General features: G+C 65.2%; 17 protein-coding genes and 2 tRNA genes. 10 read left to right on the top strand and 9 right to left on the bottom strand.

Annotated features, from left to right (window positions below; translation table 11 throughout):
* Nucleotides 1-145: 145 nt before the first annotated feature.
* Nucleotides 146-1,963, top strand: coding sequence for an ABC transporter ATP-binding protein (locus tag WKB88_RS06455; protein ID WP_341393702.1), 1,818 nt, complete (start codon nucleotides 146-148; stop codon nucleotides 1,961-1,963).
* A 112-nt stretch (nucleotides 1,964-2,075) separates the two neighbouring features.
* Here WKB88_RS06455 and WKB88_RS06460 read toward each other — a convergent pair whose 3' ends face one another.
* The 6 genes from WKB88_RS06460 to bcp form a co-directional block, all read right to left on the bottom strand.
* Entirely contained in the window at nucleotides 2,076-3,017 is a 942-nt protein-coding gene (locus tag WKB88_RS06460; protein ID WP_341393703.1) for an ABC transporter permease, read from the bottom strand.
* The gene (locus WKB88_RS06465; protein WP_341393704.1) at nucleotides 3,014-4,018 is read right to left on the bottom strand and encodes an ABC transporter permease; all 1,005 of its coding nucleotides are present in this window, start codon (nucleotides 4,016-4,018) and stop codon (nucleotides 3,014-3,016) included. The genes WKB88_RS06460 and WKB88_RS06465 overlap by 4 nt, the downstream gene beginning before the upstream one ends.
* Nucleotides 4,019-4,112: 94 nt before the next feature.
* On the bottom strand, nucleotides 4,113-5,810 hold the full coding sequence (locus WKB88_RS06470) for an ABC transporter substrate-binding protein (protein WP_445818878.1): 1,698 nt from the start codon (nucleotides 5,808-5,810) through the stop codon (nucleotides 4,113-4,115).
* Nucleotides 5,811-6,059: 249 nt separating this feature from the next.
* Entirely contained in the window at nucleotides 6,060-6,764 is a 705-nt protein-coding gene (locus tag WKB88_RS06475; RefSeq protein WP_341393705.1) for a fasciclin domain-containing protein, read from the bottom strand.
* 261 nt (nucleotides 6,765-7,025) lie between these two features.
* Nucleotides 7,026-7,107: transfer RNA gene (locus WKB88_RS06480), tRNA-Leu, on the bottom strand.
* Nucleotides 7,108-7,173: 66 nt separating this feature from the next.
* On the bottom strand, nucleotides 7,174-7,641 hold the full coding sequence (gene bcp / locus WKB88_RS06485; protein WP_341393706.1) for a thioredoxin-dependent thiol peroxidase: 468 nt from the start codon (nucleotides 7,639-7,641) through the stop codon (nucleotides 7,174-7,176).
* A gap of 145 nt (nucleotides 7,642-7,786) precedes the next feature.
* Here bcp and WKB88_RS06490 point away from each other — a divergent pair, with 145 nt between their 5' ends.
* On the top strand, nucleotides 7,787-8,338 hold the full coding sequence (locus WKB88_RS06490; protein ID WP_341393707.1) for a MarR family winged helix-turn-helix transcriptional regulator: 552 nt from the start codon (nucleotides 7,787-7,789) through the stop codon (nucleotides 8,336-8,338).
* A 173-nt stretch (nucleotides 8,339-8,511) separates the two neighbouring features.
* Here WKB88_RS06490 and WKB88_RS06495 read toward each other — a convergent pair.
* Together WKB88_RS06495 and WKB88_RS06500 are read right to left on the bottom strand one after the other, a co-directional pair.
* Nucleotides 8,512-8,584: transfer RNA gene (locus tag WKB88_RS06495), tRNA-Lys, on the bottom strand.
* Between the two features lie 114 nt (nucleotides 8,585-8,698).
* Nucleotides 8,699-9,205 (bottom strand): hypothetical protein, encoded by a 507-nt coding sequence (locus WKB88_RS06500; RefSeq protein ID WP_341393708.1) that lies wholly within the window; start codon nucleotides 9,203-9,205, stop codon nucleotides 8,699-8,701.
* A 130-nt stretch (nucleotides 9,206-9,335) separates the two neighbouring features.
* On the opposite strand from WKB88_RS06500, the gene WKB88_RS06505 reads away from it, so the two are divergent.
* Nucleotides 9,336-10,292 (top strand): 2-hydroxyacid dehydrogenase, encoded by a 957-nt coding sequence (locus WKB88_RS06505; protein WP_341393709.1) that lies wholly within the window; start codon nucleotides 9,336-9,338, stop codon nucleotides 10,290-10,292.
* Nucleotides 10,293-10,302: 10 nt separating this feature from the next.
* On the opposite strand, the gene WKB88_RS06510 is transcribed toward WKB88_RS06505, so the two are convergent.
* The gene (locus WKB88_RS06510; RefSeq protein ID WP_341393710.1) at nucleotides 10,303-10,740 is read right to left on the bottom strand and encodes a hypothetical protein; all 438 of its coding nucleotides are present in this window, start codon (nucleotides 10,738-10,740) and stop codon (nucleotides 10,303-10,305) included.
* Nucleotides 10,741-10,900: 160 nt separating this feature from the next.
* On the opposite strand from WKB88_RS06510, the gene ilvD reads away from it, so the two are divergent.
* The 7 genes from ilvD (at nucleotide 10,901) to WKB88_RS06545 (ending at nucleotide 20,720) form a co-directional block, all read left to right on the top strand.
* Nucleotides 10,901-12,604 (top strand): dihydroxy-acid dehydratase, encoded by a 1,704-nt coding sequence (ilvD, locus tag WKB88_RS06515; RefSeq protein WP_341393711.1) that lies wholly within the window; start codon nucleotides 10,901-10,903, stop codon nucleotides 12,602-12,604.
* A 564-nt stretch (nucleotides 12,605-13,168) separates the two neighbouring features.
* On the top strand, nucleotides 13,169-15,076 hold the full coding sequence (locus WKB88_RS06520) for an acetolactate synthase large subunit (RefSeq protein ID WP_341393712.1): 1,908 nt from the start codon (nucleotides 13,169-13,171) through the stop codon (nucleotides 15,074-15,076).
* Between the two features lie 4 nt (nucleotides 15,077-15,080).
* The gene (ilvN, locus tag WKB88_RS06525; RefSeq protein ID WP_152219104.1) at nucleotides 15,081-15,593 is read left to right on the top strand and encodes an acetolactate synthase small subunit; all 513 of its coding nucleotides are present in this window, start codon (nucleotides 15,081-15,083) and stop codon (nucleotides 15,591-15,593) included.
* 56 nt (nucleotides 15,594-15,649) lie between these two features.
* Nucleotides 15,650-16,675 (top strand): ketol-acid reductoisomerase, encoded by a 1,026-nt coding sequence (gene ilvC / locus WKB88_RS06530; RefSeq protein WP_341393713.1) that lies wholly within the window; start codon nucleotides 15,650-15,652, stop codon nucleotides 16,673-16,675.
* 208 nt (nucleotides 16,676-16,883) lie between these two features.
* Nucleotides 16,884-18,479: a phosphoglycerate dehydrogenase gene (serA, locus tag WKB88_RS06535; protein WP_341393714.1), complete on the top strand. Its 1,596-nt coding sequence runs from the start codon at nucleotides 16,884-16,886 to the stop codon at nucleotides 18,477-18,479.
* Nucleotides 18,480-18,639: 160 nt separating this feature from the next.
* Nucleotides 18,640-19,365, top strand: coding sequence for an ABC transporter ATP-binding protein (locus tag WKB88_RS06540; protein WP_341393715.1), 726 nt, complete (start codon nucleotides 18,640-18,642; stop codon nucleotides 19,363-19,365).
* Entirely contained in the window at nucleotides 19,362-20,720 is a 1,359-nt protein-coding gene (locus tag WKB88_RS06545) for an FtsX-like permease family protein (RefSeq protein ID WP_341393716.1), read from the top strand. The genes WKB88_RS06540 and WKB88_RS06545 overlap by 4 nt, the downstream gene beginning before the upstream one ends.
* Nucleotides 20,721-20,798: the final 78 nt, after the last annotated feature.

Raw genomic sequence — 20,798 nt, forward strand, 5'->3', positions numbered from 1 at the left:
GGTGCGCCAAACGGTGGTTCCGCGCCAAGCGGCCCGGCACTTGCGGGAGCTTTTTGCGTGGATTGCCAGTCTAAATGATAAAAAACTGGTAAAAGGCTGTGAGACACGGCTCACACCGTCGCTTCAAGTAAGGCAGGATAGGGAAATGACTGAAATGAGCCCTGACATTCCCCTGCTTGAGGTGACCGATCTCGCGGTGAATTTCCGCACGACCGACGGCGAAGTCCAGGCGGTTAAGAATGCCTCGTTTTCGATCGGCAAGGGCCGGACACTGGCCATCGTCGGCGAATCCGGCTCGGGGAAGTCCACCACGGCAATGGCTGTCATTGGCTTGCTGCCGGGCAACGGCAAGGTAGCTGCCGGCAGTATCCGTTTCGACGGCACAGAATTGGTGGGAATGCCGGAGGCCAAAATGCGGGCCATCCGGGGCCGGTCCATTGGCCTGGTGCCGCAGGATCCCATGTCCAATCTGAATCCGGTCACGAAGATCGGCACCCAGGTGGCGGAGACCCTCCTGGTGCACGGCATGGCCACGTCCAAGGACCTGGACCGGAAAGTCATCGAGGTCCTCACCGCGGCGGGCCTGCCCGACGCCGCCGAACGCGCCAAGCAGTATCCCCACGAGTTCTCCGGCGGCATGCGCCAGCGCGCGCTGATCGCCATTGGTCTCGCCTGCCGTCCGCGGCTGCTGATTGCCGACGAGCCTACGTCGGCCCTTGACGTGACCGTCCAGCGGACCATTCTGGACCAGATCGGCAGGATGACCGATGAGCTGGGGACCTCGGTGCTGCTCATTACCCATGACCTGGGGCTGGCCGCCGAACGCGCCTCCGAGCTGGTGGTGATGCACCGGGGCCTGGTGGTGGAAACCGGCCCCGCCCGCCAGCTTCTCGAGGATCCGCAGCATCCCTACACGCAGGCCCTGGTGGCGGCCGCTCCCAGCGTGGCGGCGGTGCGGCTGAGCCCCGGGGCCTTCACTGTGCCGGCGGCCCAGCGGCTGAGACTGGCCGAAGAGGTTTTCACCGAGCACTCCGGAACTGCCGGGCTGGCGGACGACGGCGGCGCCGGCACCAATGCGGCCGGCATCGCGGCGCCTGATGCCGGTGCGGCCGTTGCTCCCGGCGGGACCGCCGAAGCCCCTGCGGCAGGAAAGGCCGCCCCGGACAACATCGTGGAGATCCGCGACCTGACGAAGGTGTTCAAGATCCGCGGACGGTCCGAGGACTTTTACGCGGCCCGCAACGTCACGCTCGACATCCCGCGCGGACGGACGGTGGCCATCGTGGGGGAGTCCGGCTCCGGCAAGACAACCACCGCCCGGATGCTGCTGAAACTGATTGAGCCCACCAGCGGCACCATGACCTTCGACGGAATTGATGTCGGCGGTCTGGAAAAGGGCAAGCTGCGCGAATTCCGGCAGCGGGTCCAGCCGATTTTCCAGGACCCGTACTCCTCGCTGGACCCGATGTTCACGATCGAGCGGATCCTCGACGAACCGCTGAAAACATACAAGCGCGGGTCCAAGAGCGAGCGGGCCGCCAGAGTTCGGGAGCTGATGGACCAAGTGGCGCTGCCGCACGCGATGCTGGGCCGCTACCCCGCGGAGCTTTCCGGCGGGCAGCGCCAGCGCGTGGCCATCGCCAGGGCCCTGGCGCTGAAGCCGGAACTGATTGTCTGTGACGAGCCGGTCTCGGCGCTGGACGTACTGGTCCAGGCCCAGATCCTGAAACTGCTGGGGGACCTGCAGGCCGAGCTAGGGCTGAGCTACCTCTTCATCTCCCATGACCTGGCCGTGGTGCGGCTGATCTCGGACTATGTCTGCGTCATGAAGGACGGGGAACTGGTGGAGGCGGCGTCCTCCGAGGAGGTCTTCTCCAATCCCCGGCACCCCTACACGCGCAAACTGCTCGCCTCCATCCCGGGCAACGAACTGAACATCGGCGAGGACGAGCTGGCCTCCTGAGCGGATTCCGGCAACCATTCCGGCAAGAAAAGAGGTGCCGCCCAGTTCAACTTGAACTGGGCGGCACCTCTTTTTGGTGCGTCTACTCTTGCCGGCAGATGTCGTTCCCGGGCTACTTCTTCCGTGTTTTCGGATCCAGTGCCTCGCGCAGGGACTCACCCAACAGCGTGAAGCCCAGCGCCGTCACGGCGATGCAGATGCCCGGCAGGAACGCCAGCTGCGGCGCCACCGCCAGTTCACTCTGCGCGTAGGTGAGCATGCGTCCCCACTCGGCCGTCTGCGGCTTGCCGCCGCCGAGTCCAAGGAAGGACAGGGCCGCCGCGTCGATCACGGCGGTGGCCAGGGTCAGGGTCCCCTGCACAATGACCGGACCCATGCTGTTGGGCAGCAGATGGCTCATAGTGATGGTCCGCCGGCTCAGCCCCAGTGACTGCGCGGACAGGATGTAGTCGGCGCTGCGCTGGGAAATCATGGACGAGCGCAGGAGCCGGGCGAAGATGGGCACCTGCGACACCCCGATGGCGATCATGATCGCGTAGCTGTTCTGCCCCAGGATGGCGGCAATGCTCACGGCCAGCAGGAGGTTCGGTACGGAGAGCAGGATGTCTACGAAACGCATGATGACGTTGTCCACCCAGCCGCCCAGTCCGCCGGCGATGACCCCGAGGAGCATGCCGCCCGCGAGTCCCAGCGCCGTGGAGACAATCCCGATGATCAGCGAAGCCCGGGCGCCCCAGATCAGTTTGGAGAGGACATCACCGCCGAAACGGTCCAGTCCCAGCGGATAGTCGGCAATGGCGCCGGGCCCGGGGATGGACGTGGGGGTAATTTCGGTCCGTCCGGGCAGGTCGTCGCCGCCGAACGGTGCCAGCAGCGGTGCCAGCAGGGCGACCAGGATGAAGATCCCGACAATGACTGCTCCGGCGATGGCCGCAGGGTTGCGCCGCAGCCGGGCGAAGGCGGACCGCCACATGCCGCTGCCGCGGGTGTCCACCTGCACGGGCTCGTCGGGACGGACTGCGCCGCCGGGCGCCGGCGGGAGAATCGTACTCATTGAACCCTCACCCTCGGGTCGATAAAGCCGTAGGAAACGTCAACGATCAGGTTGATCAGTGAATAGGCTATGGCGATGAAAATGATGAACCCCTGCAGGACCGGATAGTCCAGGTTGAAGATGGCATCCCGCAGAAACCGCCCCACGCCGCTGAAAGCGAAGACCGTCTCGGTCAGCACGGCGCCGGAAATCAGCAGGCCGGTCTGCAAACCGATGGTCGTGGTTACGGGAAGCATGGCGTTGCGGAGCACAAAGCGGCCGCGGATGGTTTTTTCCATCAGGCCCTTGGCCCGTGCGGTGCGGACGTAATCCGCACCCTGGACTTCCAGTACGGACGCACGGGTAATGCGCACGATGATGGCCAGCGGAATGGTGCCCAGCGCTATGCCGGGCAGGATCAGGTGCATCACAGCGTCCCAGGAGGCGTCCCATTCGCGGGTCAGCAGCCCGTCCAGCACATAGAAGTCGGTGACGTGCGTGGCGTCGATGCGGGGATCCTGCCTGCCGTCCGGGGGAAAGACCGGCAGCTGGATGGCCAGCAGCCATTTCAGGATGAAGGCCAGGAAGAACACGGGGACGGTGATGCCGACCAGTGACAGCACCACCGAGGAGTGGTCCCAGAAGCGTCCGTAGTGCGTCGCTGCCAGGTAGCCGAGCGGAATGCCGATGCCGATGGCGAAGATCAGCGCCACCACGGCCAGTTCCAGGGTTGCCGGGAAGCGGGTGGCGAATTCCTCGAGGACTGGCCGCCCGGTCACGATCGAGGTGCCGAAATCGCCTTGGAGGAGCTTGCCGACGTAGGTGAAGTACTGCTCGATGAGCGGCCGGTCAAAGCCGTAGGCGGCGTTGATGCGGGCAATGGCTTCGGGCGTGGCCTTGTCTCCAAGGAGTGCGGTGGCCGGTCCGCCGGGAAGGCTGCGTACCCAAATGAACAACAGGATGGAGAGACCGATAAGTGTGGGGATCAGCATGAGAAGACGTTTGCCGATGACTTGCAGCACGGAAGTCCTTTCTCAGCAGGGAACACCCGCTGGATGAAGGGAGTGGAAACAGTGAAGGGCCGGGGCCTCCGCAGAGACCCCGGCCGCGTGCTGCTTATTTGTTGAGTTTGATCTTGTTGAACACTTCGTCGTTGACCGGGCTGGCGGGGTAGCTGTCCACCCGTTCGGCAAAGGCCAGCGAAGGTGCGGGGTGGGCCAGCGGGATGGCCGGCACGTAGGCCGCAATATCCTCATTGATCTGCTCGTACAGCGGAGTCTGCTCCTCCAGGCTGCTCACCTGGCGGGCTTCCTCCAGTGCGGTGAAGATTTCAGGATTGTTGAAGCCGAACTCCGGCTTTTCCTGTCCGAAGAACACGCCCACAAAGTTGTCGGTGTCGTTGTAGTCTCCGGTCCATCCCAGCAGGTGGATGCCGTGGTCCTCGGTGGCCTGGATCCGGTCCTGGTAATCGGGTGACCACTTGTTCGGCTGCGGGTTGACCGTAATGCCGACTTCTTCGAGCTGCGCTGTGATGTTCGTGTAGACCTGCTCCGGGGTGGGCATGTACGGGCGGGAGACGCCGGTGGGGTAATTGAAGTCCAGGGTGAAGCCGTCCGGGTAGCCCGCCTCGGCCAGCAGTTCCTTGGCCTTCTCCGGGTCGTATTCGTACTCGGTGACGTCCTCGTTGTAGCCGTTGACGACGTCGGGGATGAACTGGCTGGCCACCTTGGTGCCCTCCGGCAGGGTCTGGTCCACCAGTGCCTGCTTGTCAATCGCATGGGCGATGGCCTGGCGCACGAGCGGATCCGCCAGCTCCTCCACTTTCTGGTTCATGCCGAGGTAGAGGATGGTGAAGGGTTCACGGGCAACAACGTTGTAGCCGGCGTCTGCCAGCACCTGGGTGTCGGCCGGCGCCACCAGGTCATAGCCGTCGATCGTTCCGGCTTCCAGGGACTGGCGGCGGGAGTTGGGATCGTCAATGACGCGGAAGATGATGTCGGTGACCTGGCCCTGCTCGCCCCAGTAGTCGTCGTAGGCGGAGAGGGTGATCTGGTTGCCCACTTCCCACGTCCCGAATTTGAAGGGGCCGGTGCCGGTGGGATGTTCCTTGGCATAGGTGCTCAGGCTCGGGGCCTCGGCTGTGCCGGTGACGTCGTTGGCGGCGTACTCCTCCATGGCTGCCGGGCTCTGCATGGCGAAAGCGGGCAGGGACAGCGCCGCAATGAAGCCGGCAAACGGCTTGGCGAGGGTAACCACGGCCTCGGAGTCGCCGGTCGCTTCACAGGACTCGTAGGTAGCCGTTTCGGGGGAGTCGGAGAAGCCCTTGAACAGCTTGCCGTAATAGTAGGAGACACTGTCGGCCTGCTGGATGCCGGTGAAGTTGTACCACCGGTCAAAGTTTGCGCAGACAGCCTCGGCGTTGAACTCGGTGCCGTCATGGAAGGTGACGCCTTCTTCGAGCTCGAAGGTGTAGGTCAGGGCGTCTTCGGATGTTTCCCAGGACTTCGCCAGCAGCGGTTCGGGGTCCGCGGTTCCCGGCTTAACACCAACCAGGCCTTCGAAAATCTGGCGGCTGATGCGGAAGGACTCTCCGTCAAAGGCGAAAGCCGGATCAAGGGACTTCGGGTCGGAGGACGCCGCGAACACGAAGGTTCCGTCCACCTCGGAGGCGGTGCCGCCGTCGTCGGCGCCTTCCTCGCGCTCGCTCTGGGCGCAGCCGGAGAGGATCAGCGCGCTGAGCGCTATTCCTGCAGTGATCGCTGCGGCGCGCCGCTTGGGGCGGGCACCGTTCATGGGTCGGCCAGCAAATGACATGGTTCTAACTCCTCTGGGGCGAGTGTTACCCGTGCAAAAATGGCGGGCGCCGTGCGGTGCATGTGCCCAATGTGTGTCGTGGGACACAAACGTATGGACAGAGCCTAATGGGTTGCTCGGGATCTCGAGGTATTTCCTCTCCCGGCGCGGTCACAATTTGGACACGCAAAAGGCGGGCGCTCCCGGTGGGAGCGCCCGCCTTTTGCGGTGCGGTACTGCGGCCGGTGCCGGCCGGGGAATACGGTGGGGCTACATCGCCGGCATCAGGACGGTGTCCAGAAGGTAAACCGTGGCGTTCTTGGTCTGGACTCCGCCGCAGACGACGGCGGATTCGTCAACCATCAGGCTGTCGCCTGATCCGGTGACGTCAACCTCGGCACCGTTGACCGTGGCATACATGCCCGAGAGCTCATCCGGGGTCATCTGGCCCGGGACCACGTGGTAGGTCAGGATGCTGGAGAGCAGGTCCGGGTCGGTCTTCAGCGTTTCGAGGGTGGCCGCGTCGAGCTTGGCGAAGGCTTCATCCGTGGGGGCGAAGACCGTGAACTCGGAGCCGTTCAGCGTATCCACCAGGTTGACGTCCGGATTCAGCTGTCCCGAGACTGCTGCCGTCAGGGTGGTGAGCATCGGATTGTTGGAGGCAGCCGTGGCAACCGGATCAAGGGACATTCCCTCAACCGAGCCCGGCCCTTCAGGAACGGCAGCCGCGTAGTCGGCGCAGCTGCCGCCCACGAGGTTGGCTGCGGGATCGGCGCTCATGGACTCGCCCGATGTGGCATCCGGGCTCATGGACTCCGACGCCGACGGCGACATGCTGGATTCCGAAGCCATCCCCGATTCGGAGGTCTCGGAGGAAGCGGTATCGGAGGAGTCGGTGCTGCAGGCAGCCATGCCCAGCATGGAGACGGCGGCGATTCCGAGGATGGAAATGTTCCGGCGGGTCTTGAAAGCCATGGTTTTTCTCCTTCTGGCGGGGTCCCGCTCGGCGGGCTCCCGTGGTTGGTATGAACACCTCTTGGTGCGAGGTCTCAGAAGGTCTTCGGCCCGGGTTCGGGGCCGGATGGGTTGCGGGCCGGAAAAGTTTTGAGCCGCGTCACAGTGCACGCCCCTGAACAAAGTCACGGACGCGCCGGCAGTAAAAAACACCCCGGTCCGAAGACCGGGGTGTTGTCTGTGCCGCGACTCATCCGTGAACGATGTCCGACTCATTCTTTGTGCGCGAGGAGGGACTTGAACCCACACGTCCGAAGACACTGGAACCTAAATCCAGCGCGTCTACCAATTCCGCCACTCGCGCTCAGGCTTTCACTGCCGCGCGCATTCCGCGAAAAGGCACAAAACCAGCCTCCAGTGTACCCGAGGATCAGGCCAGTCCGAGATCACGCCCCAGCTTGGCGACGTGGCCGGTGGCCTTGACGTTGTACTGGGCAAGGGAAACGGTGCCTTCGGGGTCCACGACCACCGTCGAACGGATCAGTCCCTCATAAACTTTGCCGTAGTTCTTCTTCTCGCCCCAGGCGCCGAACGCCTCGGCCACGGCATGGTCGGGGTCGGAAAGCAGGGGGAAGTTGAGGTGTTCGGCTTCGGCGAACTTCTCCAGCTTGGGTACGGGGTCGGGGGAGATGCCGACGACGGCGTACCCGGCGTCCTGGAGCCTGTTCAGGTTGTCCCGGAAGTCACAGGCCTGGGTGGTGCAGCCCGGCGTTGCCGCTGCCGGGTAGAAGTACACGATCGTGCTGCGGCCCCGGAAATCGGAGAGGGAAACAGATGCTGAATCGGTGGCCGGAAGCGTGAAGTCCGGGGCTTTTTCGCCGGGGGACAGGCGGGGCATAGGTCTCTCCTTGGTATCAATGGGCGATACGGCTGTGTCACAGCGCGACAGCGCACCTCATAGGTGGCTATCCTAGTATGTGGTGGATTTGTAGGTTATCCGATCGGCCATCGAATCCTCACCCTGAAAGGAAGAGTTCTGTTTTATGCCCGATATGGAGCACTGGCCCACCGGTCGCCTGTTGTCGACGGCGGCGCGTCTGGTCGAGCACGCCTGGAATGAACGGCTGGTCCGCATTGGCGTGACCCACGCCGGAGTGATCGCGCTGGGAGTCCTCGACTCCCAGGGGCCCATGACACAGGCGCATCTCGCCCAGCTTGTCCGGGTCCAGGCCCAGACAATGGGCAAGACCCTCTCACGCCTTGAAGCGCACGGACATGTTGCCCGCGTCCGGAATGATCTGGACAGACGCAGCCACATGGTCTCCATTACTCCGCAGGGAGTCGAAGCGCTGCGCGAGGCGCAGAACATTGAGCGCACGCTTATTGAAGGCGGCGAGCTGATGTCCGAGCAACTCCGCGGGCAGCTGCGCAACGTCATCAGGGAGCTCGGAAACCCGCGCTGGCAGCTTGCCGTGGACGTTCCGGGCCTGCCGATTCCGGTGGTGCCCGTTGAAGAAATTGCTGCGGATACCCTGCCGGGCGATGCGCCCGGCGCGGAGACGGAAGCTGCCGCCAAGACCGGCGAGACCGCTTAGCAGCACCACGATTCGTTGAGGCGCATCCCCTGCGGGGGGGTGCGCCTCTTTCGTCCCTGTTGCGGGGCGGGGAGCATCCTCCCCCCGCCCGGGTTCGCAGCTCTCCTGCCGGCGGAACAACAAAAAAGAGCGGCTCTGCCGGTTTTCACCGAGCTGAGCCGCTCCCTGATTTGTGCACCCCCCGGGACTTGAACCCGGAACCCTCTGATTAAGAGTCAGATGCTCTGCCAATTGAGCTAGAGGTGCCTTTTGTTTTGTCGAGTAAGCCGCACATTTCTGCTCGATTTGCTCGCCGCAACGACATGAAACATTACCAGCACTTTCAGGAAAAAGAAAAACCGGAGCTCCCAGCCCCGGCTTTCACGCCAAATCGGCGCCCGGCTGCCCCTTCAGCAGCCGGGCGCGGGCCGGTGTAACCACCAGTTCCAGCGGATTTCCGTCCCAGTCGGAGCTGTTGTCCACCACCCAGGTTCTCGCCGGTTTCGGTTCTTCGGAGTCGGAGTCGGAGTCGGAGTCGGAGTCGGATTCGGTTCCGGGCTCCCCGCCGCTGCCCCGCCCGTCGGTGGAGCGGGCAGCGGCGGCGGAGTTTCCGGCGGCGGCGGGCTCCGGCACCGTGGCTGTCACGGTGTTGGGCGGAACTGGCGTGACCGGCAGGCTCTCCCGCCATCCGGGAAGGGCGCTGGCCGGAGTGCCGCCGGCTTCCGGGACTACGGGAAGCTGCCCGGTGTCGGCGTCACCCGTGCTGGCCTGGAGCGCCTGTTCCACCGCACCGTGCCGCAGGATCCTGCGCAGCACTGCACCTGCGGCGGCGCTGAGACCCGCAGCGGAGAGGACGGCCGCTGACGTTAACAGGGAAGAGCGTTTCACCTCGATGCCTTTCCAATGGTGGGGGAACCGGAAACAGGGCAACACCGGCTGCTTCTCGACGTTACGGCCGGTTTCGGCCCGGTGTCCAGAGGTCCCCGGGGTCTTGGGGCCGGGGACTAGGCTGTCAGGCATGAATGAGGAATTCCGCCCTGTCCGGTCCATCACCCTGCCCACCCAAGAGCTCCTGGAAGCCGTGAGTCCGCTGCCCGAAGGCATACGCGCGGGTGTCTGGGACGTAGCCGGCGAGCCGAAGGGGCTGGAGTACGGCGACATTGACGCCGTCGTCCTGCCCTACGCAACCGGCAGCGACTGGAAGGAGGCGCTGGACCGGGTGCCTAACCTGAAGATGCTCCAGGCCCAGTCCACGGGCTATGACGGTCTGCCCGAGCTGGTGGGACCCGACGTCGCCGTCGCCAGTGCCGCCGGAGTCCACGTAGCCGGAACCGCGGAGCTGGCCATAACGCTGATGCTGGCCTCGCTCCGCGGCGTCGACGCAGCTGTCCGCAATGCCGAAAGCGGAACCTGGGACAGCCGCCGCTACCCGGGGCTGGCGGACCGCAGGGTCCTGCTGGTGGGCGTCGGGGGGATCGGAGAGGCCATTGCGCAGCGGCTGGAGCCCTTCGAAGTCGAGCTGACCCGTGTTGGAAGCCGGGCGCGCACCGATGAACACGGAACCGTCCACGGCGCGGATGAGCTGGTGGAGCTCGCCGGTACCGCCGAGGTGGTGGTGGTAATCACCCCGCTGACCGAGCAGACCCGCCATCTCATCAATAAGGAGGTCCTCGCGGCGCTGCCGGACGGTGCGCTCGTCGTCAACGTGGCCCGCGGCCCCGTCGTGGACACCGATGCCCTCACCGCCGAAGTCCTGGCCGGCCGTCTCAGCGCCGCGCTCGACGTCGTCGACCCCGAACCGCTGCCGGCCGACCATCCGCTGTGGAAGGCACCGAACGCCATCATCACCCCGCACGTGGGCGGCAACACCGGGGCCTTTGTACCGCGCATCCGCAAACTGCTCAAGGAGCAGATCGGGCGGCTTGCCGGCGGCGAGGAACCCCTGAACCTGGTGCGCCGCGGCCCCTGGGCCTGAGGCTGCCCGGTCAGGCCAGCGTCAGGAAGTGGTTCACGAAGGACCCGAAGTCCTCCAGGTCCGCCGCCTGCTCAATGACCCGCAGGGCGTCCCCGTCCGGCAGATGCGCGCTCTCCTGCACCCGGAAGCGGAAGATGCGGCCGGTGTTCGTCCCCACCTCATAGTCTCCGGCAGAGACTTCTTCAGTATGGGAAAGGTTGGTCGAGTTCACTGCCGTGGGAGGTTCGAGCCCGGCGAGGGTCGCGGTGTCGAACGGGGCGAAGACGAGTTCGGCCGGACGCCACCGGTAACCCACCACGTAGTAGGCCTCGGCCCCGTCCCCGCCCGGGACGGCACAGACCAGGTTGTAGTCCCCGTAGTTGGGAATCTGCGACTCAAACACATGCCGGAGCACAGCCTTGATGTCATCGCTGGAGGGCTGGTCGCGGAATGCTGGTGCCGAAGTCATTCCCCCAGTCTATGAACACCGGCCCGGATCGATGGAAGGGGCGCCCGGCAACACACGGGAGGAAACAGAGTCGTCATCCACTCTTCATGCGCCGTAACAACCGGGGCGCCTGCCCGTCACATGCTCAGGAGGAGCAGCGCCCAGGTCCTAAGATCGGAATATGAGCATGGAGAATACCCCTGACATCAAACCCCGAAGCCGAGTAGTCACCGACGGGATCCACGCAGCTCCGGCCCGCGGCATGTTCCGGGCGGTGGGGATGGGAGATGACGACTTCGCCAAGCCGCAGATCGGCGTCGCCAGTTCCTGGAACGAAATTACTCCCTGCAACCTCTCCCTGAACCGGCTGGCCCAGGGCGCCAAGGAAGGCGTCCACGCCGGCGGCGGGTTCCCCATGCAGTTCGGCACCATTTCCGTTTCCGACGGCATCTCCATGGGACACGAGGGCATGCATTTCTCCCTCGTTTCCCGTGAAGTTATTGCCGACTCCGTGGAAACCGTGATGATGGCCGAACGGCTGGACGGCTCCATCCTGCTGGCCGGCTGCGACAAGTCCCTTCCCGGCATGCTGATGGCAGCGGCCCGCCTGGACCTGTCCAGCGTCTTCCTCTACGCCGGCTCGATCATGCCCGGCTTCGCCAAGATGGAGGACGGCACCGAGCGCGAAGTCACGCTCATTGACGCGTTCGAAGCAGTCGGCGCCTGCGCCGCGGGCAAAATGAGCCTCAAGGACCTGGACACCATCGAACGCGCCATCTGCCCGGGTGAAGGCGCCTGCGGCGGCATGTACACCGCCAACACCATGGCCTGCATCGGCGAGGCCCTGGGCATGTCCCTTCCCGGCTCCGCCGCGCCGCCCTCGGCCGACCGCCGCCGCGACGAGTTCGCCCGCAAATCCGGCGAAGCCGTGGTCAACCTGCTGCGCAAGGGCATCACCGCCCGGGACATCATGACCAAGAAGGCGTTCGAAAACGCGATCGCGGTGACCATGGCCTTCGGCGGTTCCACCAACGCCGTCCTGCACCTGCTGGCCATTGCCCGCGAGGCGCACGTGGACCTGACGCTCGAGGACTTCAACCGCATCGGCGACAAGATCCCGCACCTGGGCGACCTGAAGCCGTTCGGCCGCTATGTCATGCACGACGTCGACAAGATCGGCGGCGTCCCCGTCATCATGAAGGCACTGCTCGACGCCGGCCTGATCCACGGCGACTGCCTCACCGTCACCGGCAAAACGGTGGCCGAGAACCTGGCCAAGATCGATCCGCCGGATCCCGACGGCAAGGTCCTCCGCGCCATGGACAACCCCATCCACAAGACCGGCGGCATCACCATCCTGCACGGCTCCATGGCTCCCGAGGGGGCCGTGGTGAAGAGTGCCGGCTTCGACGCCGACATCTTCGAGGGCACCGCCCGCGTGTTCGAGCGCGAGCAGGGCGCCCTGGACGCGCTCGACGCCGGAGCGATCCACGCCGGCGACGTCGTCGTCATCCGCTACGAAGGCCCCAAGGGCGGCCCGGGCATGCGCGAAATGCTGGCCATCACCGGCGCCATCAAGGGTGCAGGCCTGGGCAAGGACGTCCTGCTGCTGACCGACGGCCGGTTCTCCGGCGGCACCACGGGTCTGTGCATCGGCCATGTGGCGCCGGAAGCAGTCGACGGCGGTCCCATCGCCTTCGTCAAGGACGGCGACCGGATCCGCGTGGACATCGCAGCCCGCACCTTTGACCTGCTGGTTGACCCCGAAGAGCTCGAAGCACGCAAGGAGGGCTGGAAGCCCCTGTCTGCCAAGTTCACCACCGGTGTCCTGGGCAAGTACGCCAAGCTGGTGAACTCCGCTTCCACGGGTGCTTACTGCGGCTGAAAACCCTCCCCGCTGATACCCGCTGGCGCGGATATCAGCGGGGCCCCTAAGGGTTTTCAGCCTTATTAAGCCCTGCCGCCTTTTGTTGGAAGGGCGCAGAGCGCCTGCAACAAGGGGCCCTCGGTTTCAGCCTTATTAAGCCCTGCCGCCTTGTCGGGGCAGGCACCCGCTGGCGCGGATATCAGCGGGGCACCTAAGGGTTTTCAGCCTTATTAAGCCCTGCCGCCTTTTGTTGGAAGGGCGCTGAGCGCCTGACGCTTGGGGCCCCTCGGCGTCCACAAGCTGGGACCGGCGGTCCAGATAGTGAGACGGGAAGCGGTTCCAGTTGACAGTGCCGGAGGGGATGGGAAGGATGAACGGTATGCAGATCGTATCCGTCGTCCTTATCAAGCGCGTGGCCTAACCGCCGGCTTGTAAGAACGTCACGCGCGAACCCCTACGGAGCCAACCGGCACGAGGGGTTTTTTTATTGGCTTCAGACAAAGCACAAAAGCCGCACCGGGCTAACCGTCCGGACGGCCGCCGCAACAGATCACATGAATAAGTATCCGTAAGGAAGTCTTTATGAGTAAGGGATCGCCAATCAGCCCGTCGCTGATGGCCAATAAGGCCAGTGTTGCCGCCAAGGCGGCCGCGGCCAAGACGCGTGATGTTGCCTCCACCATTTCCGCCCCCTCCGACGTCGTGGACAACCGGGTCCAGGGCCCCAACAATGTGGTTCCTCCCACCGAAATGACCGGGTCCAAGGCGATTGTCCGGGCACTCGAGGAGCTCGGCGTCGACGACATTTTCGGTCTGCCCGGCGGCGCGATCCTCCCCACCTATGACCCGCTCATGGACTCCACGAAGATCAGGCACATCCTGGTCCGCCACGAACAGGGCGCCGGCCATGCCGCCGAGGGATACGCCATGGTTACCGGCCGCGCCGGTGTCTGCATCGCGACGTCGGGCCCCGGAGCCACCAACCTGGTGACCGCCATCGCGGATGCCCATATGGACTCCGTTCCCATGGTCGCCATCACCGGGCAGGTTTCCAGCGCCTTCATCGGCACCGACGCCTTCCAGGAAGCGGACATCGTGGGCATCACCATGCCCATCACCAAGCACTCCTACCTGGTGACCAACGCTGACGACATCCCCCGGGTCCTGGCCGAAGCATTCCACATCGCCACCACGGGCCGTCCGGGCCCGGTGCTGGTGGACATCTCCAAGGACGCGCAGCAGGCCAAAACGACCTTCTCCTGGCCGCCGAAGATTGACCTCCCCGGCTACCGGACGGTGGTCCGCGGACACTCCAAGCAGGTGCGTGAAGCCGCCCGCCTGATTGCTGCCTCGCATCGTCCCGTGTTCTATGTGGGCGGCGGCGTGCTGAAGGCCGATGCCTCGGCCGAGCTGCTGGAACTGGCCGAGCTGGTGGGCGCCCCGGTGGTCACCACGCTCCAGGCCCGCGGCGTTTTCCCCGATTCACACCGCCAGCACGCAGGAATGCCCGGGATGCATGGTTCCGTCTCGGCAGTTACGGCACTGCAGCAGTCGGACCTGCTCATCACCCTGGGCGCCCGTTTTGACGACCGGGTCACCGGCGTCCTGTCCTCCTTTGCCCCCGGCGCCAAGGTCATCCACGCGGACATCGACCCCGCGGAGATTTCCAAGAACCGCCCGGCGGATGTACCCATCGTCGGATCGGTCAAGGAGATCATTCCGGAACTGACCGACGCCGTCCGGACCCAGTTCGCTGAAGAACGCCCGGACATTGCTCCGTGGTGGGCCACGATCGACCGCCTCCGCGAGACCTACCCAATGGGCTTCGCCGAACCGGAGGACGGGCACATTGCTCCGCAAAAGGTCATTGAGCGCATCGGTGCACTCACCGGACCCGAAGGCGTGTACGTTGCCGGCGTCGGCCAGCACCAGATGTGGGCCGCGCAGTTCATTAAGTACGAGCGCCCCCGCGCCTGGCTGAACTCCGGCGGACTGGGAACCATGGGCTACTCCGTTCCGGCGGCCATGGGCGCCAAGGTCGGCAACCCGGACCGCGTGGTCTGGGCAATCGACGGCGACGGCTGCTTCCAGATGACCAACCAGGAACTGGCCACCTGCCTGATCAACAAGATTCCGATCAAGGTTGCCATCATCAACAACTCGTCCCTGGGTATGGTGCGGCAGTGGCAGACGCTCTTCTACGAGTCCCGCTACTCCAACACGGACCTGAACACGGGCCATGACACCGTGCGCATCCCCGACTTCGTCAAGCTCGCCGACGCGTACGGCTGCGCCGGGCTGCGCTGCGAGCGGGACGAAGACATTGACGACACCATCCGCCAGGCGCTGGCCATCAACGACCGGCCCGTCGTCATCGACTTCGTGGTCAGCCGCGATTCCATGGTGTGGCCGATGGTCCCCTCGGGCGTGTCCAACGACCTGATCCAGATTGCCCGCAACATGACACCCCAATGGGAAGAGGAGGACTAGGGCCATGGCACGCCACACCCTTTCCGTACTGGTTGAAGACGTTCCCGGTGTCCTGACCCGCGTTGCGTCACTGTTTGCCCGCCGGGCATTCAACATCAATTCTTTGGCCGTGGGCCCCTCGGAGGTGCCGGGTCTGTCCCGCATCACCGTGGTGGTCGAGGCCGAGGGCGACCTGCTTGAACAGGTCACCAAACAACTGAACAAGCTCGTCAACGTCATCAAGATTGTCGAGCTGGTTCCCGAGTCTTCCGTGCAACGCGACCACATCTTGGTCAAGGTTCGCGCGGATGCCGCAACCCGGCTGCAGGTAACCCAGGCAGCCGAGCTGTTCCGTTCTTCAGTGGTTGACGTGTCCACCGACTCGCTGATTGTTGAAGCCACAGGCACCGCCGATAAGCTCAACGCACTCCTTGCAGTGCTTGAACCCTTTGGCATCCGCGAAATAGTCCAATCCGGAACCCTGGCCATCGGCCGCGGCGCGAAATCCATGGGCGACCGCGCCCTGCGCAGCGCCTAGGCTTCCGCCGGTTCCGCAAAAACCTTCATCCAAGAAACCTCAGTAGGAGACACACTGTGACTGACATGTATTACGACGACGACGCCGACCTGTCCATCATCCAGGGACGCACCGTCGCGGTCATCGGCTACGGCAGCCAGGGCCACGCCCACGCACTCAGCCTCCGCGATTCCGGCGTCGACGTCCGGGTCGGCCTCAAGGAGGGCTCGAAGTCCCGCGCCAAGGCAGAAGCCGAGGGGCTGCGCGTGCTGAACGTCGCCGACGCCGTCGCCGAAGCCGACCTGATCATGGTGCTGACCCCGGACCAGGTGCAGCGCTTCGTGTACGCCGAGGACATCGCCCCGAACCTGCAGGCCGGCGACGCCCTGTTCTTCGGACACGGCTTCAACATCCGCTACGGCTACATTCAGCCGCCGGCCGACGTCGACGTCGCACTGGTTGCACCCAAGGGGCCGGGCCACATTGTCCGCCGCGAATTTGAGGCCGGCCGCGGTGTCCCCGACCTGATCGCCGTCGAGCAGAACCCGTCCGGCAAGGCCAAGGAACTGGCCCTGTCCTACGCCAAGGCCATCGGCGGCACCCGCGCCGGCGTCATCGAAACGACCTTCACCGAAGAAACCGAAACGGATCTCTTCGGCGAGCAGGCGGTCCTCTGCGGCGGCGCTTCCCAGCTGATCCAGTACGGCTTCGAAACCCTGACCGAGGCCGGCTACAAGCCGGAGGTCGCGTACTTCGAGGTGCTGCACGAGCTCAAGCTGATCGTTGACCTGATGGTCGAAGGCGGCATCGCCAAGCAGCGCTGGAGCGTTTCCGACACCGCCGAATACGGCGACTACGTCTCCGGTCCGCGCGTCATCACTCCCGAGGTCAAGGACAACATGAAGGCTGTCCTGGCGGACATCCAGAACGGTGCCTTCGCCAAGCGGTTCATCGATGACCAGGATGCCAACGCACCGGAGTTCCAGGAACTGCGCAAGAAGGGCGAGGAGCACCCCATCGAGGCCACGGGCCGCGAACTGCGCAAGCTCTTCTCCTGGATCAAGTCCGACGACGACTACACCGAGGGCTCCGTCTCCCGCTAGCCGCCCCTCCGTGAAAGCGGTAACCCGTCCGTGAGGGCGGTAACACAGCGCGCGGATTAAGCGTGCCCATCAGCGAAACGATAAGCTCGAAAGAGCAAGCCGTTTCGGTAAAGAGGCCGGGCCCGGTTGAACGGGTCCGGCCTCTTTGCGCAGAAAAACGCTTCACCAAGAACCCCACCAGAATCCACCACAGCTAAAGAGGTCATCGGTGACAGCCACCAAGCCCGTCGTACTCATTGCGGAAGAACTTTCCCCGGCCACCGTCCAGGCCCTGGGCCCGGACTTCGAAATCCGGTCCACCAACGGAGCAGACCGTTCGCAGCTGCTTGCCGCAATCGCCGACGTCGACGCCATCCTCGTCCGTTCCGCCACGCAGGTGGACGCCGAAGCCATCGCGGCCGCTCCCAAGCTCAAGGTCATCGCCCGCGCCGGTGTCGGCCTGGACAACGTGGACATCAAGGCCGCCACCCAGGCCGGTGTCATGGTGGTGAACGCCCCCACCTCCAACATCATTTCGGCCGCGGAACTGACCGTCGGCCACATCCTGTCCCTGGCCCGCCACATTCCCCAGGCCAGCGCCGCGCTCAAGGGCGGCGAGTGGAAGCGCTCCAAGTACTCCGGAATTGAACTGTTTGAAAAGAAGATCGGCATCATCGGCCTGGGCCGCATCGGCGCCCTCGTCGCGGCCCGGCTGCAGGGATTCGGCACCGAGATCCTTGCCTACGACCCGTACGTCACCTCGGCGCGCGCCGCGCAGCTGAACGTGAAACTGGTAACGCTGGATGAACTGCTGGAGCAGGCCGACTTCGTCACCATCCACATGCCCAAGACCCCCGAAACCCTGGGCATGCTCGGCACCGAGGCATTCGAGAAGATGAAGGACACCGCGTACGTGGTGAACGTGGCCCGCGGCGGTCTCGTTGATGAAGACGCTCTCTACACCGCGCTCACCGAGGGCAAAATTGCCGGTGCCGGCGTGGACGTCTTCGTGAAGGAACCTTCCACCGACCTGCCGTTCCAGTCCCTGGACAACGTCATTGTGACCCCGCACCTGGGCGCCTCCACCGAAGAGGCACAGGAAAAGGCCGGTGTCTCGGTGGCCAAGTCCGTCCGCCTGGCGCTGGCCGGCGAACTGGTGCCCGACGCCGTCAACGTTGCCGGCGGCGTCATCGCCGAGGACGTCCGCCCGGGCATCCCGCTGATCGAAAAGCTGGGCCGCATCTTCACCGCCCTGTCGCACGACTCAGTCACCGCGGTGGACATTGAAGTGGCCGGCGAAATTGCCTCCCTGGACGTCAAGGCCCTGGAACTGGCCGCGCTGAAGGGCATTTTCACCGACATCGTGTCCGAGCAGGTTTCCTACGTCAACGCTCCGGTGCTGGCCGAACAGCGCGGCATCGAGGTGCGCCTGCTGACCACCCCCGAGGTGGACGACTACCGCAACCTGCTCACCATCCGCGGCGCCCTTTCCGACGGCACCCGCCTGGAGGTTTCCGGAACCCTGACCGGCCCCAAGCAGATCCAGAAGCTGGTGGGCGTCAACGGCTATGACCTGGAAATCCCGATCAGCGAACACCTGATCGTGCTCATTTACCAGGACCGCCCCGGCGTCATCGGCTCCCTGGGCCGGATCCTGGGCGAGAAGGACATCAACATTGCCGGCATGCAGGTGGCCCGCAACAGCGAAGGCGGCCAGGCGCTGTCCCTGCTGACCGTTGATTCCTCCGTGCCGCAGGACGTGCTGGAAGCACTGAAACTCGAAATCGGAGCCTCGGTGGCCCGCGAGGTCGACCTGCAGGACTAACTCCGCAGGCAGAGCAGTACCAGGGGACCGGTTCCGCTTCGGCGGGCCGGTCCCTTCGCACTTTCAGGCCCGTCTCTCCACCCGGGGTAGGAGGCAGCCGTCCGCGGGTTCATGCCCTCCTCCGAGGTGCCGGGCTACCCGGCCGGGACACCATGGAGATATGACTGCATCCATGCCCGGTGTGCCCCTGCTGGCAGCCGACAACCTCGTAAAGACCTACAACAGCGCTCCCGCCCTGGCCGGCGTCAGCCTTACCGTCCGGCCGGGTGAGGCCGTTGCCGTAATGGGCGCTTCCGGTTCAGGAAAAACCACCCTGCTGCACTGCTTGGCGGGCATCATCCAGCCGGACGCCGGCACCGTCCGGCTCTTCCGCGGCTCCGGCACTCCGGTTGAGGTCACGGCACTGGACGACGACGCCAGATCCGCCCTGCGCCGGAAGGACTTCGGTTTCGTGTTCCAGCAGGGACTGCTGATCCCCGAGCTCACCGCAGGGGAGAACGTTGCCTTGGCCCTCATGCTTGACGGTACGGACCGGGTCCGCGCAGAACAGGCTGCGGCAGGGGCACTGGCCGCCCTCGGACTGGCAGGCATGGAGGGCCGCAGAATCGGCGAGCTCTCGGGCGGCCAGGCGCAGCGCGTGGCGATTGCCCGGGCACAGGTCACCGGAGCCGTCGTGCTGTTCGCCGACGAACCCACCGGCGCCCTTGACTCCCGCACATCGGCGGACGTGATGAGGCTGCTGCTGGGCACGGTGGAGGGGACCGGCCGGGCGCTGATCGTTGTCACGCATGATCCGGAGGTGGCCCGCTGGTGCGGCCGGGTCATCACCCTGGCCGACGGCCGGGTCGTGGCCGATACGGCCGGCGCCGCGGGTGTCCGGCGATGACCGCCGCAGCCTCTTCCGCGTTTGTCCGCGCGGCTGAATCCTCCCCGTTGGCCGTCCCGCTGCGCATCGCGTGGCTCCTGAACCGTCCCGGGACCACAGGGCGGGCCGCCGCACTGCTGCCCGCGGCGTCATTTGCCGTGGTCACCACACTGCTGCTGACTGTCCTGGCCGGTGCCCTGTCCTTCCTGCAGTGGGGGGATCAGGAAGGCGACCTCTACCTGATGCTCGCCGGCTTCGCGCTCATCCTGCTGGTGCTTCCGCTGGTCACGCTTGGCGGCTCGGCCGCACGGCTTGCTGCCCGACGCCGGGACGAACACCTCTCAACGCTGCGTCTGCTCGGGGCTTCCGCGCGGACGGTCCGCCAAGTAACCGTCCTGGAAGCCAGCGCCCAGGCGCTCGCCGGTGCCTTGGCCGGCGTGGCCGGCTATCTGTTTCTCGCCCCGTTTGTCCAGCTGATCCACTTCCGCGGAGCGGCACTGGGAGCGGCCTACTGGCTGCACCCGGCCGCAGGGCTGTTCGCAGTGGCGGCTGTGGTGCTCCTGGCTGCGGTCAGCTCCGCCGTCGGCCTGCGAAAGGTCGTCGTTTCGCCGCTGGGGGTGAGGACGAGGGCAACAGCCCAGAAGGTGCACTGGAGCCGGGCAGGAATTGCAGCCGCGGTCATCGCAGTGGGCGTCCTGGCCCTGATGGTGCCCGGTGCCGGAGCGGCCCTGGGCATCATGGTCATCTTTGGTGTGTTCGCCGCCGGAATGTCCGTCCTGAACGTGGTCGGGCCATGGCTTGTGGCCCGTTCCGCCAAACGGCGGCTGCGCCGGGCACACACCCCGCAGGCGCTGATGGCCGCGCGGATCGTCCTGGATGCGCCGAAAGCGGCCTGGCGGCAGGTGAGCGCCCTGTCGATGGTCTGTTTCACCGCTGTTGTTGCCGGCGCCGGTGCGGCGGCCCTGCAGGGAGCACAGTCCGAGGGGCCGGAGGACTTTCTCCTGCAGGACATTATGACGGGCGTGCTCATCACGGTCATCGCGGGTTTCCTCATGGTGGCCTGCTCGGCCGGAATCAACCAGGCAGCCACCGTACTGGACAGGGCGGATCTCTACCGCAGCCTCGACCGGATGGGTATGCCGCGCGAAGTGATTGACGCCGCCCGCATCGGAGCCGTCATGCAGCCGTTGCTGCTCGTCAGCATTGTGTCCACCGCTGTGCCTGCGGTCCTGCTCTTTCCGCTTACCGGAGCAGCGCTGCTGGTCTCGCCGGTGTCCGTGGCATTCCTGGCGGGATCCGTCGTCGTCGGGGTGGCCCTGGTACGGGCCGGGCTGGCCGCGACCGGCTCGGTGCTGACCGGGGTCCTGGAGGCCTAATCCGGGACGGGCGGACAAACTGCAACGCGTACCGCCGAATACCAATCGCGGGCTGAGAGGACACGGGCTGAAAGGCTT

The organism is Arthrobacter sp. G119Y2 (assembly GCF_038069765.1).
Taxonomy (GTDB): Bacteria; Actinomycetota; Actinomycetes; order Actinomycetales; family Micrococcaceae; genus Arthrobacter_B.

Bases quoted from the DNA above. Each gene is read 5' to 3' on its own strand.
- WKB88_RS06455 (WP_341393702.1), top strand. From the start codon at position 146: ATGACTGAAATGAGCCCTGACATTCCCCTGCTTGAGGTGACCGATCTC.
- WKB88_RS06460 (WP_341393703.1), bottom strand. From the start codon at position 3,017: ATGAGTACGATTCTCCCGCCGGCGCCCGGCGGCGCAGTCCGTCCCGAC.
- WKB88_RS06470 (WP_445818878.1), bottom strand. From the start codon at position 5,810: ATGTCATTTGCTGGCCGACCCATGAACGGTGCCCGCCCCAAGCGGCGC.
- WKB88_RS06475 (WP_341393705.1), bottom strand. From the start codon at position 6,764: ATGGCTTTCAAGACCCGCCGGAACATTTCCATCCTCGGAATCGCCGCC.
- bcp (WP_341393706.1), bottom strand. From the start codon at position 7,641: ATGCCCCGCCTGTCCCCCGGCGAAAAAGCCCCGGACTTCACGCTTCCG.
- WKB88_RS06490 (WP_341393707.1), top strand. From the start codon at position 7,787: ATGCCCGATATGGAGCACTGGCCCACCGGTCGCCTGTTGTCGACGGCG.
- WKB88_RS06505 (WP_341393709.1), top strand. From the start codon at position 9,336: ATGAATGAGGAATTCCGCCCTGTCCGGTCCATCACCCTGCCCACCCAA.
- WKB88_RS06510 (WP_341393710.1), bottom strand. From the start codon at position 10,740: ATGACTTCGGCACCAGCATTCCGCGACCAGCCCTCCAGCGATGACATC.
- ilvD (WP_341393711.1), top strand. From the start codon at position 10,901: ATGAGCATGGAGAATACCCCTGACATCAAACCCCGAAGCCGAGTAGTC.
- WKB88_RS06520 (WP_341393712.1), top strand. From the start codon at position 13,169: ATGAGTAAGGGATCGCCAATCAGCCCGTCGCTGATGGCCAATAAGGCC.
- ilvN (WP_152219104.1), top strand. From the start codon at position 15,081: ATGGCACGCCACACCCTTTCCGTACTGGTTGAAGACGTTCCCGGTGTC.
- WKB88_RS06540 (WP_341393715.1), top strand. From the start codon at position 18,640: ATGACTGCATCCATGCCCGGTGTGCCCCTGCTGGCAGCCGACAACCTC.
- WKB88_RS06545 (WP_341393716.1), top strand. From the start codon at position 19,362: ATGACCGCCGCAGCCTCTTCCGCGTTTGTCCGCGCGGCTGAATCCTCC.